Source organism: Collinsella intestinalis (assembly GCF_902364775.2).
Lineage (GTDB): Bacteria > Actinomycetota > Coriobacteriia > Coriobacteriales > Coriobacteriaceae > Collinsella.
Genome location: NZ_CABJEU020000001.1, coordinates 353,684 through 371,925 on the forward strand (window position 1 = coordinate 353,684; position 18,242 = coordinate 371,925).

19 protein-coding genes are annotated in these 18,242 nt (G+C 62.5%); 16 read left to right on the forward strand and 3 right to left on the reverse strand.

Going from position 1 to position 18,242, the window contains the following annotated elements; genetic code table 11:
• Positions 1 to 120 precede the first annotated feature (120 nt).
• Both FY258_RS01415 and FY258_RS01420 read right to left on the reverse strand, forming a co-directional pair.
• Positions 121 to 1,455, reverse strand: a complete 1,335-nt coding sequence (locus FY258_RS01415) for an ATP-binding protein (protein WP_118102534.1) — start codon at positions 1,453 to 1,455, stop codon at positions 121 to 123.
• Positions 1,448 to 3,211, reverse strand: coding sequence for a TerB N-terminal domain-containing protein (locus FY258_RS01420; RefSeq protein WP_118102536.1), 1,764 nt, complete (start codon positions 3,209 to 3,211; stop codon positions 1,448 to 1,450). The genes FY258_RS01415 and FY258_RS01420 overlap by 8 nt, the downstream gene beginning before the upstream one ends.
• 219 nt (positions 3,212 to 3,430) lie before the next feature.
• Here FY258_RS01420 and FY258_RS01425 point away from each other — a divergent pair, with 219 nt between their 5' ends.
• The 16 genes from FY258_RS01425 (at position 3,431) to FY258_RS01500 (ending at position 17,312) form a co-directional block, all read left to right on the forward strand.
• Positions 3,431 to 3,601: a hypothetical protein gene (locus FY258_RS01425; RefSeq protein WP_182279360.1), complete on the forward strand. Its 171-nt coding sequence runs from the start codon at positions 3,431 to 3,433 to the stop codon at positions 3,599 to 3,601.
• A 101-nt stretch (positions 3,602 to 3,702) separates the two neighbouring features.
• Positions 3,703 to 6,012, forward strand: a complete 2,310-nt coding sequence (locus tag FY258_RS01430) for a hydratase (protein WP_118102538.1) — start codon at positions 3,703 to 3,705, stop codon at positions 6,010 to 6,012.
• 97 nt (positions 6,013 to 6,109) lie between these two features.
• A complete protein-coding gene (locus tag FY258_RS01435; RefSeq protein ID WP_118102540.1) occupies positions 6,110 to 6,670 on the forward strand; it encodes a DUF308 domain-containing protein in 561 nt (186 codons plus the stop codon).
• A gap of 126 nt (positions 6,671 to 6,796) precedes the next feature.
• Positions 6,797 to 8,062: a 4Fe-4S binding protein gene (locus tag FY258_RS01440; RefSeq protein ID WP_118102542.1), complete on the forward strand. Its 1,266-nt coding sequence runs from the start codon at positions 6,797 to 6,799 to the stop codon at positions 8,060 to 8,062.
• Positions 8,063 to 8,576: 514 nt separating this feature from the next.
• The gene (locus FY258_RS01445; protein ID WP_259324395.1) at positions 8,577 to 8,861 is read left to right on the forward strand and encodes a type II toxin-antitoxin system RelE/ParE family toxin; all 285 of its coding nucleotides are present in this window, start codon (positions 8,577 to 8,579) and stop codon (positions 8,859 to 8,861) included.
• Complete coding sequence (locus FY258_RS01450) at positions 8,848 to 9,129, forward strand: HigA family addiction module antitoxin (RefSeq protein ID WP_259324396.1); 282 nt, start codon at positions 8,848 to 8,850, stop codon at positions 9,127 to 9,129. Before FY258_RS01445 ends, FY258_RS01450 begins: the two co-directional genes overlap by 14 nt.
• Positions 9,130 to 9,235: 106 nt before the next feature.
• A complete protein-coding gene (gene ychF, locus FY258_RS01455) occupies positions 9,236 to 10,315 on the forward strand; it encodes a redox-regulated ATPase YchF (RefSeq protein ID WP_118102548.1) in 1,080 nt (359 codons plus the stop codon).
• A 90-nt stretch (positions 10,316 to 10,405) separates the two neighbouring features.
• Positions 10,406 to 10,783, forward strand: a complete 378-nt coding sequence (locus FY258_RS01460) for a DUF1648 domain-containing protein (RefSeq protein WP_226803338.1) — start codon at positions 10,406 to 10,408, stop codon at positions 10,781 to 10,783.
• A 262-nt stretch (positions 10,784 to 11,045) separates the two neighbouring features.
• Positions 11,046 to 12,389, forward strand: a complete 1,344-nt coding sequence (gene rsxC / locus FY258_RS01465) for an electron transport complex subunit RsxC (RefSeq protein ID WP_118102552.1) — start codon at positions 11,046 to 11,048, stop codon at positions 12,387 to 12,389.
• Positions 12,390 to 12,393: 4 nt separating this feature from the next.
• A complete protein-coding gene (locus tag FY258_RS01470) occupies positions 12,394 to 13,326 on the forward strand; it encodes an RnfABCDGE type electron transport complex subunit D (RefSeq protein WP_118102554.1) in 933 nt (310 codons plus the stop codon).
• The gene (locus tag FY258_RS01475) at positions 13,313 to 13,906 is read left to right on the forward strand and encodes an FMN-binding protein (protein ID WP_259324397.1); all 594 of its coding nucleotides are present in this window, start codon (positions 13,313 to 13,315) and stop codon (positions 13,904 to 13,906) included. Before FY258_RS01470 ends, FY258_RS01475 begins: the two co-directional genes overlap by 14 nt.
• Positions 13,906 to 14,565 carry an Rnf-Nqr domain containing protein gene (locus tag FY258_RS01480; RefSeq protein WP_118102558.1) on the forward strand — a complete coding sequence of 220 codons (660 nt, stop codon included), beginning with the start codon at positions 13,906 to 13,908 and terminating at the stop codon, positions 14,563 to 14,565. Before FY258_RS01475 ends, FY258_RS01480 begins: the two co-directional genes overlap by 1 nt.
• Entirely contained in the window at positions 14,565 to 15,161 is a 597-nt protein-coding gene (locus FY258_RS01485) for an Rnf-Nqr domain containing protein (RefSeq protein WP_118102560.1), read from the forward strand. The genes FY258_RS01480 and FY258_RS01485 overlap by 1 nt, the downstream gene beginning before the upstream one ends.
• A 13-nt stretch (positions 15,162 to 15,174) precedes the next feature.
• Positions 15,175 to 15,366, forward strand: a complete 192-nt coding sequence (locus tag FY258_RS01490; protein WP_118102562.1) for a hypothetical protein — start codon at positions 15,175 to 15,177, stop codon at positions 15,364 to 15,366.
• Positions 15,367 to 15,843: 477 nt separating this feature from the next.
• Positions 15,844 to 16,449 carry a helix-turn-helix domain-containing protein gene (locus FY258_RS01495; protein ID WP_118102564.1) on the forward strand — a complete coding sequence of 202 codons (606 nt, stop codon included), beginning with the start codon at positions 15,844 to 15,846 and terminating at the stop codon, positions 16,447 to 16,449.
• A gap of 146 nt (positions 16,450 to 16,595) precedes the next feature.
• Entirely contained in the window at positions 16,596 to 17,312 is a 717-nt protein-coding gene (locus FY258_RS01500) for a helix-turn-helix domain-containing protein (protein WP_118102566.1), read from the forward strand.
• Between the two features lie 145 nt (positions 17,313 to 17,457).
• Here the strand turns inward: FY258_RS01500 and FY258_RS01505 are convergent, their stop codons facing one another.
• Complete coding sequence (locus tag FY258_RS01505) at positions 17,458 to 18,219, reverse strand: SDR family NAD(P)-dependent oxidoreductase (RefSeq protein WP_118102567.1); 762 nt, start codon at positions 18,217 to 18,219, stop codon at positions 17,458 to 17,460.
• Between the last annotated feature and the right edge of the window lie 23 nt (positions 18,220 to 18,242).

Here is an 18,242-nt window from a genome sequence, read left to right on the forward strand (position 1 = left end):
GATTCAGCTCGAATCGGCAAACGCCCGACACCTCGATAGTGGTGCCGGGCGTTTTTTGGTTACAAACATCGTCTACGAGCGCGCCTGCGTGCAGCGCGCGATCAGGCGTTACGGCTGATCCTAAATGGTGAACTCGGCGAAAGGCGCATCGTCGCCGGTGGCGGAGCCGTTTGCGGATGTTGAGAGGAATGTGCAGCCGCCGTCCGACCCGCCTTCTCCGTTGAGCAGGTCTTTGAGGGTGACGTCGGGGTTCTGGCACATGATGTCCAACAGCTCGATGAAATCGCGGATGACTTCACGCGGCGTGAGGTGCGTGTCGGCACCCACGCGGCCGAACTCGATTTTGAGGAAGTCCGCCAGATCCTCCTCGTCCAGATCGCCTTCGTAGCCAAAATATCCGGCATGGATTTGCGCGAGCTTTTCAATGAGCACGAGCAGTTCCTCATAGGTGAGCGGCTGCAGCCTGATGATGGGGGCGAGCATGTCGCGCATCCCCTCGCGAGCGAAACGCCCCTGCGTGAGACGGCTGCGCAGCGCCTCGTAAGAGAACACGCCACGCCTGCGGTCTTCGATGGAAGTCGGTGTGCCGCCCATGATGATGCCAAGATGCTGGGCTTTGCCCTGCAGCGTGTCGTTATACATCTGCAAGATCTTCTCGTAGTTGTATTGACGTGTGATGGCGTTGGGGATCTTGTACAGGTTGACCAACTCGTCGATGAGGATGAGCATGCCCCGGTAGCCCGCTCCGGTGAGAAAGCGCGCGAACAGCTTGATGCAGTCGTACCAGGAGTCATCATCGATGATGGTGCTTATCCCCAGCTCTGCTCGGGCTTCCGTCTTGGTGCGGTACTCGCCGCGCAGCCATTTGACGGCGCGGCTCTTCATCTCGTCATCGCCTTGGGCGCAGGCTGCCCGGTACATGCCCAGAACGCGCGTGAATTCGAATCCGTGAACCATCTCTTCGAGGTTGGCAAATTGCTCGCGCAGCCCCGTGCCCGTTGAGCGGCCCGCCGCCGCGGCCTCCTCTTCCGCCTGAATGTTGGCGACCCATTTGTCGAGGATCAGGGTGAGCGCCCCGCCCTCGGGTCGCGTTTTGGTGGAGAGGTTGCGGATGAGCTCACGATAGGTGGCGAGGCCCTGTCCCTGGCCGCCTTGCAGGCGACGCTCGGGGGAGAGGTCGGCGTCGGCGACCACGAAGCCCTCGCCCATGGCGTGGGTGCGGATGGTCTGCAGAAGGAAGCTCTTGCCCGCGCCGTATCGGCCTACCAGGAAGCGGAAGCTCGCCCCTCCGTCGGAGATGAGCGCAAGATCGGTGAGAAGGGCCTGAATCTCGACTTCGCGACCGACGGTGATGTAGGGCAGACCGATGCGCGGGACAACGCCTCCCTTGAGGGAGTTCAAGATCACGGCGGCGACGCGCTTGGGGACGCGCGGTGCGGCTGGCTGGCTACTCATGGTTCAGAAATCCTTCCACGTCTTCGCGGTAATCGTCGATCAACTCGGGTCCATTTGGCCCGTATTCGACCACGGTGTCCCCAACGAGCTCGAAAAGGGCCTCGTTGATGGTGTCGACCAAGATGTCCTCCGAGACAGAAGCCCGTTTGATGACGGCATCGGCGGCGCCTTCGTCCCCTTCGACGAGTGCGCGCAGATAAGCGGCGGCGGCAGGGGAAAGGCCGTTCGTCGGCCCCGCGCCGGCAATGGGCTCCGGTGTTGGATCCTCTGTCGGAGCGAACGCCCGCCCAGAACCCTCCTCCGGCGTGGTCACTGGCGCCGGCTGCTTCGTCATCCGCTCATCTGTAGTCGAGTTTCCCATTTCGAGCGTCGGGACGGCAGCGCTGGCCGTTGTGCCGTCGGCGGCGTCGAGCAAGGCCCCCGTCCCTTCTCGCTCCTCCTCGATGAGAAGCGCCTCGCGTGTGATGGCCGCGGCGTCGCGGATGCTTGAAAGACGCGAGAGGTCGATGTCGATATGCCTGGGCGCATGTGCGCTGCGCCACGACGTCCATGCTTCAATCTCATCGGAGATAAAGCCCATAAGGTACTTTGGGACGCTCTTTTGCTCTTTGAGCGGGTGTTCAAAGCCGAGTGCTTCGCGCAACATCCGGTCGACGGCGCGCATCGCCTGACCGAGCTTGGCATTGCGGGAGAGGCCCCCTGGAAATCGCTTGCAGGTCCACATTCCCCGGTCGCAACGGTAGCTATGGGCCTCGTTGAATTCGTAATCCGCATCCGGGTGGGTGACAGGATCGAAGAACACCGCGGACCCGAACATGGTGTAGGGCGTCGTGAGCATTCCTCCGAACCAGCTTTCCGTAAGGCTGTACATGCGATGTTTTAGATAGTATTCGCTCAAGCGGACATAGACCGCGCAGCATACGTGGCGCAGCGCTTCGGGCTCGACTTTGAACAGGCGGCTTCCGGTGACGCGATAGGTCGAGAGCGTGTCGATGGCGGCGAACAGCTCGTCTTCGCTTGCGGCATTGCATGGTAAGGGCATTGCCGAGACGCCCTTCTTGCGCCGTTGCCGCTTGGGGTCGGCAAGGTCCGTTCTCAGTTGCCATTCGACATGCGCCAACGTGATAAGCGCCCGATCAAAGACGAGCGTCTTGCTCGACTCGAGCAGGTTTTGGGGCAGGGCGTGGTAGACAACGTAGTCTTGCAGCCACACATGGACGTAACGGTCGATTTCGGGCGAGAAGGCGCGGTACGTCTGCCAAAACGAATTGAGTTTTTGGAAGCCGTCCATCGGGCTAGTGATGCCAATCCCGCAGATGAGCTCGTAGAGGTATACATAGGCGAAGGAGAGGCACGACTCTTGGACGTCGCCCCGGCGCACCGCCGCGCGCCAGGTGAAATACCCGCGCAATTGACGGTCGCTCATCGCATTGTAGGTGGGGAAATACGAATTGAACGTGCCCGGATAAGGGCAGTCGTCCTCGAAGTCCTCCATGAAGCGCGCCTGACGGTAGAACAGCTCGGCTTCGGAGAGCCATCGTCCGCCACCGTTCGCATTGGCCTCCCAGCGGGTGATGGCCTTCATTTCGCGATAGCGCTCGGGGAGGTAGTTCGCCATTTGGCGGCCGGTGGTGAGGATCGGTTCGCTCTCATACACGCGCTCGGAGAAATGCGAGCTGCTTTGCAGGCGTTCGCTCGACATGATGCGGTCTATGAGCTCGCGCGCAGCGGGCTTGCCTCCGTTCATCGGCCTCATGGTCCACCTCCCCGGCTCATCGAATGTGCCCCTCAGTCTACCACAGAAGCAAACAGATGTTCGTATTGCGAGTCCGTCCGTCTTCAGTATTTCGAAATCTTCCTTACAAAAGCGCAAGGCGTCCGTAAGCCAAATCGATGGTGCTGTTTTCGCAGGTGGCGGATGATGCAGTCAAGAACAAAAGGGCTGCCCGCCCGCAGGCCGATAAGGAGGCAATCGATGAATGCCCGCAATCCGTACGAGTACAACCCCTATGCTCTCGATGACGAGACACGCCCTCGCGGCGTGAAGGGCCTCTTCGACCAAGCCTTTGGCATGATCGGGTGCCTTGCGGCCTCCGCCGCCCTCTTCTTTGGGATGATCTATTTGCTGGGCAGGGCTGCGCGCTAGGCCTGTTTGTGCGGCTCGGGTATACTGCAACGAGATAAAGTACCCGCGCGCCCATGGTCGCGGGAGACGAGACCCGATGACCAGGATGGGGTGGCAAGCGCATGGCAGAGCCTGTGAAGCTGTATAACGGTGGCGTTTATCTCGTGGATGGGAAGACGATCATCTCCGAGGAGGTCGTGTCCGGGGCCATGCAAGACGCCCCCCAGCTTCCCAACCCGGATGCCGCCCGCGAGGGGACCATTGCCTATGGGATCCTTGCCGAGCACAACACGAGCGGCGACATGGACCGCCTGCGCCTGCGCTTCGATGCACTCGCCAGCCATGACATCACCTATGTGGGCGTGATCCAGACGGCCAAGGCCTCGGGAATGACCGAGTTCCCCGTGCCCTATGTACTCACCAACTGCCACAACACCCTGTGCGCCGTGGGCGGCACCATCAACGAGGACGATCACGTCTTCGGCCTGTCCGCCGCAAAGAAGTACGGCGGCATCTTTGTCCCGCCGCACATCGCCGTCATCCACCAGTACATGCGCGAGATGCAGGCCGGCTGCGGCAAGATGATCCTCGGTACCGACTCCCACACCCGCTATGGCGCCCTGGGCACGATGGCTATCGGCGAGGGCGGTGGCGAGCTGGTCAAGCAGCTGCTGCGCGACACCTACGATGTGGCCTATCCCCGCGTGGTGGCAGTGTATCTCGAGGGCGCGCCGGTGCCCGGCGTTGGCCCGCAGGACATCGCGCTCGCCATCATCCGCGCGGTGTTCGACTGCGGCTATGTGAAGAACGCGGTCATGGAGTTCGTCGGTCCCGGTGTGGCGAGCATGCCGACCGATTATCGCAACGGCGTGGATGTCATGACCACCGAGACGACGTGCCTCACCTCCATTTGGCGCACGGACGAGGATACGCGCTCCTATCTTGCCGAGCACGGACGCGAGGCGGACTACCGCGAGCTCAATCCTGCCCCCGTCGCCTACTACGATGGGTGCGTGCGCGTCGACCTCTCCGCGGTGCGCCCCATGATCGCGCTGCCGTTCCACCCCTCGAACGCCTACGCCATCGAGGAGCTCAACGCCAACCTCGAGGATATCCTGCACGAGGTCGAACTCCGCGCCGCCGAGGTGGGTGGTGGCCGCGCGTCGCTGTCCCTGCTGGACAAGATCCGTCCGGACGGTCGCCTGCAGGTGCAGCAGGGCGTCATCGCGGGTTGTTCGGGCGGCAATTTCACCAATGTGATGCAGGCCGCTCGCGTACTCAAGGGCAAGACCTGCGGCAATGGTGAGTTCGCGCTCTCGGTGTACCCCAGCTCCCAGCCCGTGTTCCTGGAGATGGCGAGCAATGGTGCCGCATTCGACCTCATGCAGGCCGGTGCGATCGTGCGCACGGCGTTCTGCGGTCCGTGCTTCGGCGCGGGCGACACGCCGGCCAACAACGGCCTGTCGATTCGCCACACCACCCGCAACTTCCCCAACCGCGAGGGTTCTAAGCCCGGAAATGGCCAGCTCACGGGCGTTGCTCTCATGGACGCGCGCTCCATTGCCGCAACCGCGGCCGCGGGCGGCGTGCTGACCGCTGCGACCGATCTGCCCGAGGATGTTTGGGATGAGCGCGTGTCGTACCATTTCGACGCAAGCGCGTACGAGCACCGCGTGTATCAGGGGTTCGGCGCCGCCGAGGGTGAGCGCGACCTGGTGTACGGCCCCAATATCAAGGACTGGCCGGACATGGAGCCGCTCGCCGAGAATATCCTGCTGCGCGTCGCCTCCAAGATCATGGACGACGTGACCACCACCGATGAGTTGATCCCCTCGGGCGAGACGAGCTCGTATCGTTCCAACCCGCTGGGCCTCGCCGAGTTCACGCTGAGCCGCCGCGACCCGGAATACGTGGGTCGCGCCAAGGCCGTGGCCGCGCTTGAGGCGCAGCGTCTCGGGGGTGCTGTGCCTGCCGAGGTCGCCGGCGTGTTCGATAGGCTCGTCTCCGCCGGAGCGCCCGGTGCGGGCGACCCGGCGTCCGTGGAGATCGGGTCGACCATCTATGCGGTCAAGCCCGGCGACGGATCTGCACGTGAGCAGGCCGCCAGCTGCCAGCGCGTGCTGGGCGGCCTGGCCAACATCACGCGCGAGTACGCCACCAAGCGCTATCGCTCCAACGTGATGAACTGGGGCATGGTTCCCTTCCAGATGAAGGGCGAGCCCACGTTCGAGGTGGGGGATTACGTGTATGTGCCGGGCATTCGCTCCGCGCTCGAGGGCGCGATGGATGCGATTGCCGCGTGGGTCGTGCGTGCGAATGGCGAGGTCGAGCAGATTGAGTTGTTCGTCGCCGACATGACGTCCGAGGAACGCGCCATTGTGAAGGCCGGTTGTCTCATAAATTACAATCGCGACCGTGCGAAGAATAACTGACGCCTGCTTGGAGTTGCTTGTCGTGGGTATAAACGCCACGTGAATAGGGCATGCCCGCCTCACGCGAGGCGGGCATTTTGCACGAAAGGCTCCACGCATGTCGCAGATCGAAATCGACCGCAATCCCAAGGGTCAGAAAATCCCGGGCAAAGTCGCCTTTGTGGCCACATTGCTCCTGCCCATCCTCGGTGTGGCGTGCCTTGTCATGCCCGAGCCCGTGGCCGAGCATCTCCCGCACCTCCTCGGCGGCGTTATGCTGTTCGTCGGCGCGGCAGATATCGTGACGGACATCCTGGAGCGCAACTCGAATCCCGGCAAGATCACCGTGGGTACGGACGTTGTCATGATCGTGCTCGGCATCGTCACGCTGCTCAACACGCATGAGTCGCTCAACGTCATCGCCGTGATGTGGGGCCTGCTGGGTCTGGAGAACGCCGCGGCAGAGATCGACGAGTCCCTGAAGGCGCATTCCGCCGGGCACAAGTGGGTCGCTCCGCTCGCCTCCGGAATTTTCGAGCTTGTGCTCGGCACCATGCTGCTGCTCGCGCCCATTGCCAACCTGGGCCATCATGTCCTGCTGCTCGGTCTGGAGCTCGTGGTTTATCCGTTCCACGTCGCCAGCCACGAGGGGCAGCCGAAGGCCGGACACGCCGAGTAGCCCCGTCGGGTCTTCACACATGGCCGCCGCGGCATCGGTACAATAGTCAGCTAACGGTTCACATGCGCCCGCCATCGCGGGCGCTTCGCATCTGCGCGCTTGCCTGGGCGCGATAAGGGAGTTCGCATGGCCGAGCAGCACGATATGTTCGACGACATCATCGAGATCAGCAAGGGCGTCGACGCCCTCAAGAATCCCTTTGGGGGCATCACGGACGCGCTGCTGGGCACCGTGGACGAGAGCAAGCCGCATTGGAATCCCGCCGATTACAAGGAACGTCCGCGCGTCAACTGCATTCCGTGCCTGGCCTGCAAATCCGAGAAGAGCAGCTGCCATGCGTGCATGGACGTATGCCCGGTGAACGCGATCGAGATCGAGGACGGCGCGATCGACGTTCTGGACAGCTGCCGCAAGTGCGGCCTGTGCGTCGCCGCCTGTCCCACCGAGGCTTTCGTGAGCCCGCGCCTGCAGCCCAAGAAGGTCTACGACGCCGTGGCCCGTGCCGCCACCGCGCATGAGACCGCGTATGTCACCTGCACGCGCGCCCTCAAGCGCATCCCGCGCGAGAATGAGGTGCTTGTGGCGTGCGTCGGCGACGTGACGCGCGAGACCTGGTTCTCCATCCTGACCGACTTCCCCAACGTGAGCGTGTATCTGCCGCTGGATATCTGCGCCAACTGCCGCAACACCTGCGGTGAGGAAATGCTCGGCGAGGCCATCGGCGAGGCCGAGGAGTGGGCCGGCCGCGGTATGGGCCTCGAGGTCGAGCCGCGCGACCTCAAGTGCAACAAGCGTCGCGAGTACGAGCGCAAGGAGTTCATGGACAAGATCGTGCGACAGACGGGCCTCACGGTGTCCAAACTCACGCCTGCCACGGCTGCCGTCGCCAGCGTGACGCAGCGCATCCGTGAACACTCGAGCCGCGTGAGCGCGCTGGAGAAGACGCTGAACAGCGCCTGCGGCGTGACCACGCAGAAGCGTCGCCGCATCCTCACGCAGGGGCGCCAGCTCATGCTCTCCACGCTGCAACAGCATCCCGAGCTTGCTGAGAACGTGCGCGTGCAGTTCCCCGAATTCGACCACGACAAGTGCACGATGTGTGGCGCGTGTGTCGAGGCGTGCCCGACCTTCGCCTGCGACCTGCTCGACGGCGGTAAGCTCGCCATCGAGCCGACGTATTGCATCGGCTGCGGCCTGTGCGCCGAGGTCTGCTCCGACCATGCCCTCAAGATGGTCGAGCGCGATGGAGCCGAGCTCGTTGTTCCCGATCCGGAAGCCGAGCGCAAGGCCAAGCTCGCCGCAGAGGCCAAGGCGGAGTACGCGGAGGCCAAGGCCGAGGTCAAGCAGAAGCTCGGCAAGGCGCTCGACCAGATCGAAAAACTCGCAGACTAAAGAGAGTTGACCTCCCTTAATCGTAGAGTAGGGCGATCGTCATCTGGCGTCGGATTCCCTGACTGCGGAGTTGCCGCCCGCGTGGACCTCATCTTTTCAAGTTGACGAACCCTCCGTCGCTTTTCGCGGTGGAGGGTTCGTTGTATCAATTCGAGGATCGACCATGCCTTGCGAGAATTGACTACGCCACAGGGGGAATTGCCTATGGTGTGTTGGGGATTGTCTATGGGAATCTTCTTTTCGGGTCGGTCAAACGGGGGAATCTCATAGGCAATTTTCACGGGTGCAAATGAGGGGGGCGCCGTACGCGCGCATCGACGTGCTCGTCCAGCGGCACGCAGTTATCGAGATCGGTTCACCGTTTGCAGTAACAGAGTCTTTGGTTTTCAAACACGAACATGTGTTCTATAATTGATGAACCAGAGGATGGTGGGAGTACGGACTGAGTGGCTCTGGCTTGACTTACTTCTGGCATACAGTAATACTTCTACTAGACGGAAGTATGGTGAGAAGCATGCGGTTTCGTAACTCGGATTTGCAGGCATTTTGGGAGCACCCAACCGACTGTGATTTCTGCAAGCTTCCCGCTGGTATTGAACGTGTGCTGTTTCGAAAGCTGCAGATGCTGGATGCTGCGAGTACGTTGCAAGACTTGCGTGTTCCGCCGGGCAACCGACTCGAGAAATTGCGCGGTTCGAGAGAGGGGCAATATAGCATTAGGGTGAATGCCCAATGGCGCCTTTGCTTTGTCTGGAAAGACGGGGAGGCGAGGGAGGTTGAGTTCTGTGACTACCATTGACGAGATTATTTCCACGCCTGGGGAGATTCTGCTTGAGGAATTCCTGCAGCCGCTTGGAATTAGTCAGTACAGACTGGCGAAAGCCATCGGTAAACCGCAGTCGGCGATATCTGACATCGTACATGGGCGGAGGGCGATAACGCCCGAGATGGCATGGCTGCTCAGTCGGGCTTTGGGCACCACACCACGTTTTTGGTTGGATTTGGAAATGACCTATCAGCTCAAACTGCTTGAGAATAAAGATATGCCAGAAGTAGTGGCGCTCTAATAGTCTGTAGATATGAATGGAATCCCGTTTTCATTTATCGGTCTATAATGGCAAGGTTTACGTATACGCAGCGCTTGCGGCGCTGAGCTTTGAGTAAAGGAAACCCATGGCACTTTCCATCGGAATCGTCGGTCTGCCCAACGTGGGCAAGTCCACGCTGTTCACCGCTCTCACCAAGAAGGGCGGCCTGGCCGCGAACTATCCCTTCGCCACGATCGACCCGAACGTCGGCATCGTCGACGTGCCGGACGACCGTCTGAACGCGCTCGCAAAGATCGTGAACCCCGCGCGCATCCTCCCGGCCACCGTCGAGTTCGTCGACATCGCCGGCCTGGTGAAGGGCGCCGCCGCCGAGGGCGCGGGCCTGGGCAACCAGTTCCTGGCCAACATCCGCGAGTGCGATGCCATCTGCCAGGTGGTCCGTTACTTCAAGGACCCGGATGTCATGCGCGAGGCCAATCACACGGGCGAGTTCGTCGACCCGGCGAGCGATGCCGAGACCATCATGACCGAGCTCATCCTGGCCGATATCCAGACGCTCGAAAAGCAGCTTCCCAAGCTCGAGAAGGAGGCCAAGCGCGACGCCGAGCTCGCCCCCAAGCTCGCGGTGGCAAAGCGTCTGGTTGAGTGGCTGAACGAGGGCAACCGTGCCATCACGATGGAGATGACCGATGAGGAGCGCGCTGCCGCCAAGGGCCTGTTCCTGCTGACCATGAAGCCGATGCTCTACGTTGCCAATGTCGACGAGGACATGCTCACCGAGGACCTCGATCCCATCGACGGCGTCAAGCCCATTCCCATCTGCGCCAAGGTCGAGGCGGAGCTCTCCGAGCTCGATCCCGAGGAAGCCGCCGAGTTCCTGGCTGATCTGGGGCTTGAGCGCTCCGGCCTCGAGGTTCTGGCCCAGGCCGCATACAGGCTGCTCGGCCTGCAGAGCTTCTTCACCGCCGGTGAGGTCGAGGTCCGCGCTTGGACGGTTCGCCAGGGCGCCACGGCCCCGCAGGCCGCCGGCGTGATCCACACCGATTTCGAGCGCGGCTTCATCAAGGCCGAGACCATCGCGTTCGAAGACTACGTCGCCCTCGGCGGCGAGAAGGGCGCTAAGGAGGCCGGCCGCCTGCGCATGGAGGGCAAGGACTACATCATGCAGGACGGCGACGTGGTCCACTTCCGCTTCAACGTGTAGATGCTCAAGGCCGCCGGGGGAGACCTCGGCGGCCTTCGCGATGTGATTCCGAATGCCGCCACGAGGCGGCTCATCTTTGAAAGGTGCACTATGTTCTCTTACGGTAAATCCGCCGGCATGAAGGCCCTGTTGGCCCTCATGATCGCCTTCGTCCCCGTGCTCATGGTCCTCATGGCCTTCCCCGAGCTGGGCGACCAGGTGCCCATGAAGGTCAACGCCGCGGGCGAGGTTCTTCGCTACGGCAGCAAGGGCGAGCTGCTCTTTCTGCCCGTCATGGGCTTCATGATCAGCGCGGCGACCGTCGCGATGGGTCTCAAGCAGGCCCGTAAGTACGGCGACGACCTCACCATGGCAGCCATCACCTTTACCCGCGCCGGCCGCAACGCCATCGTCCAGGGCGTGGTGTTCGTCGCCGCGACGGGCATCCTGCTGTACGGAGCGCTCTCAGGGCACGGTATCGGGTTCTAGCAAAGACCGTCTTCCCAGCTATTCGCCACTGTCATATTTTGCGGTGCAAAGGCCGCCTCGGTTCGTTTTGCGTGCCGGGGCGGCCTTGTTTTTGCGTGCGCATTTTTTCTCAGGATGGCGATAAAACGCTTCAAGCTGCAGAAATCTGTCATTTGGCAGTCTATATCGTGGTGAAACCCGCTACAATTTTGACCTGATATGCGTCGCGGCCGCGTTTTATGCGCGGCCGCGCACAGTTGGGGGAAATATGGGAGGGAAGCCAATGTTTTCTCTGCACAAGACAAGGGGCGGTGTGCATCCGCCTCAGTGCAAGGACATGCGGGACTTTGCCTGCACGTCCATCACTCCGCCCGAGCGAGTGCTCATTCCGCTGAACATGCACATCGGCGCGCCGGCGAGCCCGGTGGTGAGCGAGGGCGATCATGTATATGTAGGCACGCTGATCGGCCAGGTGAACGGCCTGGGTTCGCCCATCCACGCGAGCGTCTCCGGCACGGTGACCAAGGTCGCCACCGAGCAGCTGCCCACGGGCGCCACCGCACCCGTGGTGGAGATCGTCTCCGACGGCAAGATGGAGTCCGATCCCGCGCTCAAGCCGCCGACCTATTCGAACAAGGAGGAGTTCATCGCCTGCGTGCGTGACTCCGGCATGGTCGGCCTGGGTGGCGCCTCGTTCCCCACGTGGTTCAAGATGCGCGCCCCCGAGGGCAAGAGCTTCGAGTTCCTCGTGGTCAACGCCATGGAGTGCGAGCCCTACATCACGAGCGACTACCGTCAGATGATGGAGCACTCCGAGCGAGTGATCGACGGCGTGTTCCGCACCATCGAGGCGCTCGAGATCCCCGCCGCCGTGATCGGCGTCGAGGACAACAAGCCCGAGGCCATCCTCGAGCTCAAGCGCGTGGTCAAGGAGAAGGGCCGCGAGGACCGCATCGAGGTCATGGAGATCCCGACCAAGTACCCCGCCGGTGGCGAGAAGGTGCTCATCAAGGCCACGACCGGGCGCGACGTACCCGCCGGCGGCCTGCCCATCGACGTGGGCTGCCTCGTGGTCAACGTCACCACCATTTCCCGCGTGGAGCAGTACTTCCGCTACGGCATGCCCCTCACCTGCAAGACCGTCACGGTCACCGGTGACTGCATCGCCAATCCGGGCAACTATCGCATCCCGCTCGGCATGAGCGTCCGCGACGTCATCGAGGCGACGGGCGGCATGGTCAAGGAGCCGAAGAAGATCATCATGGGCGGCCCCATGATGGGTCGCACCATCACGAACATCGACTGCCCGATCCTCAAGGCCAACAACGCCATCGTGGCCCTGCATGACGCCGCCGTCCTTCCGGACGAGACCGCCTGCATCCGCTGCGGCCGCTGCGTGCGCGCATGCCCGCTGGCCCTCGAGCCGTTCGCGCTCGATTCCGCCTCTCGCAGCCATGACGTGGTCGCGCTCGACGAGCTCGCCGTCATGAACTGCATGGAGTGCGGTTCCTGCGCCTATGTGTGCCCGGCCCATCGCCGCATCACCGCGTCCATCCGCGAGGGCAAGGCCGTCTATCGCGGCGAGGTCGCTCGCCTGACCGCCCCGTCCGAGAAGAAGGAGGCGTAAATCCATGAACCTCATCAACGAGGCCTCGCCTCACTTCCACGGCAAGGGCTCCACGCAGTGGATCATGGGCATGGTGTGCCTGTCGCTTTTGCCCACGCTCGTGGCTTCCGTGTTCCTGTACGGTCTCGGCGCCCCGCTGCTCGTTCTGGTGTGCGTCGCCACGGCGCTCGTGACTGAGCATGTGTGCTGCCGCCTCATGAACCGCGAGAGCACCGCCGGCGATCTGTCCTGCGTGGTCACCGCCATGCTCTTCGCCTTCACGCTGCCGGCCGATTGCGGCTATTTCCCCGCGATCCTGGGCACCGTGTTCGCCATCGCCGTGGTGAAGATGCTCTTTGGCGGCATCGGTTGCAACTTCGCCAACCCTGCCGTCGCTGCCCGCGTGTTCGTCATGCTCGCCATGCCCATCGCGCTCGGCGCCTACCCCGACATCATGGGTCGTCCGCTCGACGCCATCACCGGTGCCACCCCGCTGGCCATGAACGCCGCCGGCGATGCGCCGTACAGCTACATGGACATGATGTTCGGCCTGCACGCTGGCGCGCTCGGCGAGACCTGCATCATCACGCTGCTCGCCGGCTATGTGTTCCTGCTCGTGATGCGCGTCGTCGACGCCTGGGCCACCGTGCCGTTCATCGCCACGGTCGCCGCCATCACCGGGTTTGCCGGTCAGGACGCCATCTACCAGGTGCTCTCCGGCGGCCTCGCCCTCGGCGCCTTCTACATGGCCACCGACTACACCACCACGCCCATGACGCCGAAGGGCAAGATCATCTTCGGCATCGGCTGCGGCGTCATCACCGCGCTCGTGCGCCTGTTCGCCGCCGCCCCCGAGGGCGTGGCGTTCTCCATCCTGTTCATGAACATGTTCACCCCGCTGATCGACCGCTACACGCGTCCTCAGCCCGCTGGAGGTGTGAAGCATGCCCTCGTCTAACAAGTGCCCGATGGCCCGTCGTCGCAACGGCGCCATCTTCTCTGCCTTTGCCGTCCTTGTCGTCGCCCTGCTGTGCGCGGGCGTGACGGCCGGCGTCCACCACGGCCTCGCGGGGGCCTTCGCCGCGTCCGACCTCGCGCTCGACGAGGCCAAGGGCGGCGCGCAGCGCAAGCTGCTGTTCCCGGATGCCACGTCATTCGAGTCCCAGTCCGCGCCCGCGGTCGAGGGCCTGAACTCCGTGTACAAGGCCGATACCGGCGCGTGGGTCTTCGACGTGACCTCCGCACAGGGTTATCACGGCGATGTCGAGCTCATGGTCGGCATCAACGCCGACGGCACCGTGGCCGGTATCCAGGTCGTGGCCGAGGACGAGACCGACGGCATCGGCACCAATGCGTTCACCGAGGAGTACTTCGGCGGTTTTGCCGGGGCACCTGCCGCCGGTGAGCTTACGGTCGACGAGGCCGGCGCTGGTCAGACCCACGTCGACGCCGTCTCCGGCGCTACGTTCACCTCGCGTGCCGTGGTCGACTGCCTGAATATCGCCTTTGCCGCCTACGCCCAGATGGGAGGCAACTAATGGCTCTGAACGAGAACATCGTGCGCGAGCAGGACGCTCGCATCTCCAAGATGGTTCACACGCCCACGTTCCTGGTGGTCGCCGGTGCCCTGCCGGGGCTCTTCGCCGCGACTTCGCTCGAGAACGGCCTTATCATCGGCGCTGTGACCGCCATCGCCATCCTCGTGATGGCGCTTATCGCGCCCGTGCTGCGCGCTTTTACCGGCACGTGGTCGCGTACCGTGGTGATGCTCATGGTGAGCGTCACCGTCGTGACGCTGCTCGGCTTCGGCGTGCGCGTCATCAACCCCGTCGTGTTCGAGGCGCTTGGCATCTACCTGCCGCTCGTTGCCGTGAACGCGATCGTTGTGGCGTGGATCGCCGGCGACGGCCTGGTGGTCGCGCCCGCCAAGTCCCCGCTCGCCACCGCCGCTTTCGCCGCCGCCATGGTGCTCGCCACCCTGGTGTTCGTCGGCTTCATCAACGGCATGCTCACCACCGGTCAGGTCTTCGGCCTCACCATGGGCGAGCTCGCCGCCTCGCCGATCGCCGCCTTTGGCAAGCCCACCGGCTCACTGCTGGTGTTGGCACTCGTGGCCGTGTTCGTCCAGTCCATCGAGCAGATGTGCGCCAAGGGCGCCGATGCCGATGCGACTTCCCTAAAGGGAGGTGAGCGCTAATGGCGTTCCTGAACGCGTTGTTTACCGCCGCTCTCGATAACAACCTGGTGTTCGCCCAGCTCATCGGCATGGTGTCTGTGATCTTGGTTGCGGCTCGCCCGCAGGACTCTTGGCGCTTCGGTGCCATGATCGCCATCGCCACCGCCGTGGCGGGCGCCCTGGGTTGGCCTCTGTACACGCAGCTTCTGCAGCCTTGGGGCGTCACGTTCCTCGCGCCGCTCGCTTACGTGCTCGTGAGCTGGACCGCGATCGTGGTCACGGCCACGGTGCTCGGCTCCGGCAAGACCGCTGCCGAGCGCGAGCGCCTGCTGCACGTGTGCCCGATCGTGGCATGCAACGCCGCCGTGCTGGCAGTGGCGCTCGGCAACGCCGCCGTGGCCGAGACCCTGACGTGGGATGCCGCCCTGGGCGCGTCCGTCGGTGCGGGCCTGGGTGTTCTGCTTGCCGTCGTGCTCTTCGCCTTCGTGCGCAGCCGTATCGACGAGCGTCTGGTTCCCGCCGCCCTGCGCGGTCTGCCCATCACGCTTGTGACCGCGTCGCTCATGGCGCTGGCGTTCACCGGTGTCGCCGGTATCGCCGGCGGCCTGTTCGCCTAAGGGGGTTTAAGCCATGTTCGAATCTGTGTTCTACACCGTGGCGCCCATGGTCGTGATCGGTTTTATCGCCGTTCCCGCCGCTCTCGTGCTGTCCATCTGCGCTGGTGTGCAGAAGTACACCGAGTGGCGTGAGTACAAGGCGGCGCTTGCCGCCGAGGAGGCCGCTGAGGTTTCCGCCGCCGAGTCCGCTGCTGACGGAGAGTAGTCTCGCCGAATGGCATTCCTTGGCTGGTGAACCTCAATTGAGGGACAGTCCCTAAATTGAGGTGGACGACAGGCCGCGATGGGATGTGATGTCCTCACCGCCGAGAAGGCGCTGAGGTATTGTCGCCCTGTCATCTTCCGTTGTCCTGACACTACCGGCATCGTTTGCGTCTCACTGGCACCTTTTGGAGGATATGAACGACTGAATCGTTCATATCCTCCATTTTTATGCCGATTCGCTGTCTCATCCGCAGTTTATGAACGATTAGTCGTTCACAAGCTGCAGCGACGCCATGGAAAGGGCGAGAGCGCGCGGATGCAAAGAGGCTTTTGCATCGCGATTGTCGATCCAGTCGGTAGCAGTGGGTAGAATTGCGGCATCAGCAGGGGGGGCGTCGCATTGCGTTCCCCCGGGGGGTCGTGGCTGTTCGTCAAGAAGCTGCTTGCCTGTTTGGCCCATGTGGAATGGGGGCGAGAGATGAATATCGCATCGAAGGTCGGGTCGCGCATCCGCATCTTGCGGGAAGCGGCGGGATTGACGCAGTCCGAGCTGGCCACCACCGCATACGTCACGCGTCAAAGTGTGGGTAATTGGGAGCGCGGGAACACGTTGCCCGATGTGCAGAGTCTGCAGCTCGTTGCCAAAGCCCTCAACACCACGGTTGACAGGCTTTTGGGCGATGAGTTGCCCGACATGCTGGAAGAAACCGCCGAAGCCCGCCGTCAGTTGACACATTGCCTTGCTGCGCTTGGCGCTATTTTTGCACTTGAGCTCTTGCTCGCTTTCTTGTATTCCTCTTTTTTGCGAGCACCTGGAAGCGGAGAGTTCCGTTTGGTGCTCAGCGGGATGAGGGTGGTGCTTTGTTTTGCCTCCATGCCGATCGCGAAGAGGTTTCGCAGCATCGCCTCAGGCCAAGATTTGGGAGACGCCATCAGCATCATGATGTTCGTCGAGGGCTATCCGAAAGGGAAGGAACCGCCGGCCACATGGTTCTATCGAGTGCTCCTCACCAGCCTGCCGGCGTTTTATACGTTCTATATCGTGCTACTTGCCGCCGCGTTGATTGCCGTCGCGTACGCTTAGAGATCGATGTGGTTTAAGGTAATACCAGCTCAAGGCATGTGTTAAAGGGAATAGACAAGGGTTTCCGAGGTGAATTGCAAGGTCGAGGTTTAGGCGGGTGTACACTCAGCGCATGGAGTCCCAACCATGATGATGGGGAGGCCGCGATGTGGCAGGAAAACGTTGTCGCACAGCAGACGCGTTCGGAAGATCCTGGCATCGATTGCGCTAAGCACGATGGGCCGGACGTGAATTCTAGCGGGCTTACTAGTCCGCTCGCCAAGCGAATCCGAGGCCTTCGCGAGGGTGCGGGCATGTCGCAAGCGCGCCTGGCCGAGCTCGTGCTCGTGTCGCGTCAGACGGTAATCAACTGGGAAAAGGGGCGCACGTTACCGGACGCCGAGAGTCTCAAGCGCCTTTCCGCTGCGTTTGGCATCACGTTGGACGCGCTTTTGGACGAACGTTCGGAGGAGTACCTGCGCCAAACCGCGCGCGATCGAAGAACAATCACGGTCGCAATTGCGCTCGATTTCCTCTGGATGTTAGAGATACTCGTGGGCATCGTCGTCACATCGATCGCGCACAAGTTCCTTTCCTCCAATCAGGCGTATGCGATCTCCGACGCGGAAAACATCGTACATACGACAATTTGGATTGCGAGTATCGTTGCCTCGTGGAAAATGCAGGGGATCAAGATTGAGCACAACCTTGAGAGTGTCGTAGATGTCGCGGCCTTTTTGGAGGGGTATGAGCCCGGCGCGGCGCTGCCACAGACGTTCGTATGGCGCTGGCTGCTGCCACATTGGACATTGGTGACCACCGTGCTTTCGTTCGGTGCTATTGCGTGGACCTTCGTCCTTCTGATCGCTTTGAAGCTGGCGTGATGCGGCGCCGTGTATAGGTTCATACGTAACAAATTAGGCGCCGTACGCGACAATGCGCACGGCGCCTATGCAAGATGGCCCGAATCCCGTGTGGAGCTCGGTGGCTCATTGCGGGCATGTGGATCACTGCGGTTGGGATTGCCCCTTACGGCATGATGCTGTTGGCGCCGTCCACGATGACGCTCTGGCCGGAGAAGTAGCAGGAGTCAGGACCGGCGAGGAAGGCGATGACGGGCGCGATGTCCATCTCGGGGTCGCCGAAGCGTTTCATCGGGTTGAGATTGACCTGCTTGGCGTACTCCTCCGGGAACTTCTCGGCCCAGGCCTTGGCAGCCGGGGACTCGGCGCCGGGCAGCACAACGTTGACGGTGATACCGTACTGGCCCCACTCCTTGGCGGCGATCTTGGTCAGACCGCGCAGGGCCTCCTTGTTGGAGCCGTAGGCGAGCTGGCCGGCGATGCCGAACATACCGGTGGCGGAGGCGAAGTTGATGATGCGACCCTCGTGCTGCTCCTTCATGTGAGGGAAGGCGGCCTGCATATAGTTGAGGGAGCCGATCACACCGGACTCCCAGGCTTTGAGCATGTTGTCGTATTCGGTGTCCTCGACGGGCTGGGAGGGGACGATGGCCTGGCCGTTGTTGACGATGACGTCGATGGAGCCGTAGGTCTCGACGGCCTTCGCAACGACCTCGAAGACGCGGTCGCGGTCGGCGGAGTCGCAGGTCATGGCAAAGCCCTCGCCGCCGAGCTCACGGATCTCGGCGATGGTGGCCTCGATGGGCTCGAGGCGACGGCCGGTGGCGATGACCTTGACGCCGCGCTTGGCCAGGCACAGGGCAATGCCCTTGCCGATGCCCTGGCCGGCACCGGTGACGACGGCGACCTTCTCGTTGAGCTGCTTCATGATGGTTCCTCTCTCCTCAGAAG

Coding starts and splice junctions, on each gene's coding strand:
- FY258_RS01415 (WP_118102534.1), bottom strand. CDS start 1,455: ATGAGTAGCCAGCCAGCCGCACCGCGCGTCCCCAAGCGCGTCGCCGCC.
- FY258_RS01420 (WP_118102536.1), bottom strand. CDS start 3,211: ATGAGGCCGATGAACGGAGGCAAGCCCGCTGCGCGCGAGCTCATAGAC.
- FY258_RS01425 (WP_182279360.1), top strand. CDS start 3,431: ATGAATGCCCGCAATCCGTACGAGTACAACCCCTATGCTCTCGATGAC.
- FY258_RS01430 (WP_118102538.1), top strand. CDS start 3,703: ATGGCAGAGCCTGTGAAGCTGTATAACGGTGGCGTTTATCTCGTGGAT.
- FY258_RS01435 (WP_118102540.1), top strand. CDS start 6,110: ATGTCGCAGATCGAAATCGACCGCAATCCCAAGGGTCAGAAAATCCCG.
- FY258_RS01440 (WP_118102542.1), top strand. CDS start 6,797: ATGGCCGAGCAGCACGATATGTTCGACGACATCATCGAGATCAGCAAG.
- FY258_RS01445 (WP_259324395.1), top strand. CDS start 8,577: ATGCGGTTTCGTAACTCGGATTTGCAGGCATTTTGGGAGCACCCAACC.
- ychF (WP_118102548.1), top strand. CDS start 9,236: ATGGCACTTTCCATCGGAATCGTCGGTCTGCCCAACGTGGGCAAGTCC.
- FY258_RS01460 (WP_226803338.1), top strand. CDS start 10,406: ATGTTCTCTTACGGTAAATCCGCCGGCATGAAGGCCCTGTTGGCCCTC.
- rsxC (WP_118102552.1), top strand. CDS start 11,046: ATGTTTTCTCTGCACAAGACAAGGGGCGGTGTGCATCCGCCTCAGTGC.
- FY258_RS01470 (WP_118102554.1), top strand. CDS start 12,394: ATGAACCTCATCAACGAGGCCTCGCCTCACTTCCACGGCAAGGGCTCC.
- FY258_RS01475 (WP_259324397.1), top strand. CDS start 13,313: ATGCCCTCGTCTAACAAGTGCCCGATGGCCCGTCGTCGCAACGGCGCC.
- FY258_RS01480 (WP_118102558.1), top strand. CDS start 13,906: ATGGCTCTGAACGAGAACATCGTGCGCGAGCAGGACGCTCGCATCTCC.
- FY258_RS01485 (WP_118102560.1), top strand. CDS start 14,565: ATGGCGTTCCTGAACGCGTTGTTTACCGCCGCTCTCGATAACAACCTG.
- FY258_RS01490 (WP_118102562.1), top strand. CDS start 15,175: ATGTTCGAATCTGTGTTCTACACCGTGGCGCCCATGGTCGTGATCGGT.
- FY258_RS01495 (WP_118102564.1), top strand. CDS start 15,844: ATGAATATCGCATCGAAGGTCGGGTCGCGCATCCGCATCTTGCGGGAA.
- FY258_RS01500 (WP_118102566.1), top strand. CDS start 16,596: ATGTGGCAGGAAAACGTTGTCGCACAGCAGACGCGTTCGGAAGATCCT.
- FY258_RS01505 (WP_118102567.1), bottom strand. CDS start 18,219: ATGAAGCAGCTCAACGAGAAGGTCGCCGTCGTCACCGGTGCCGGCCAG.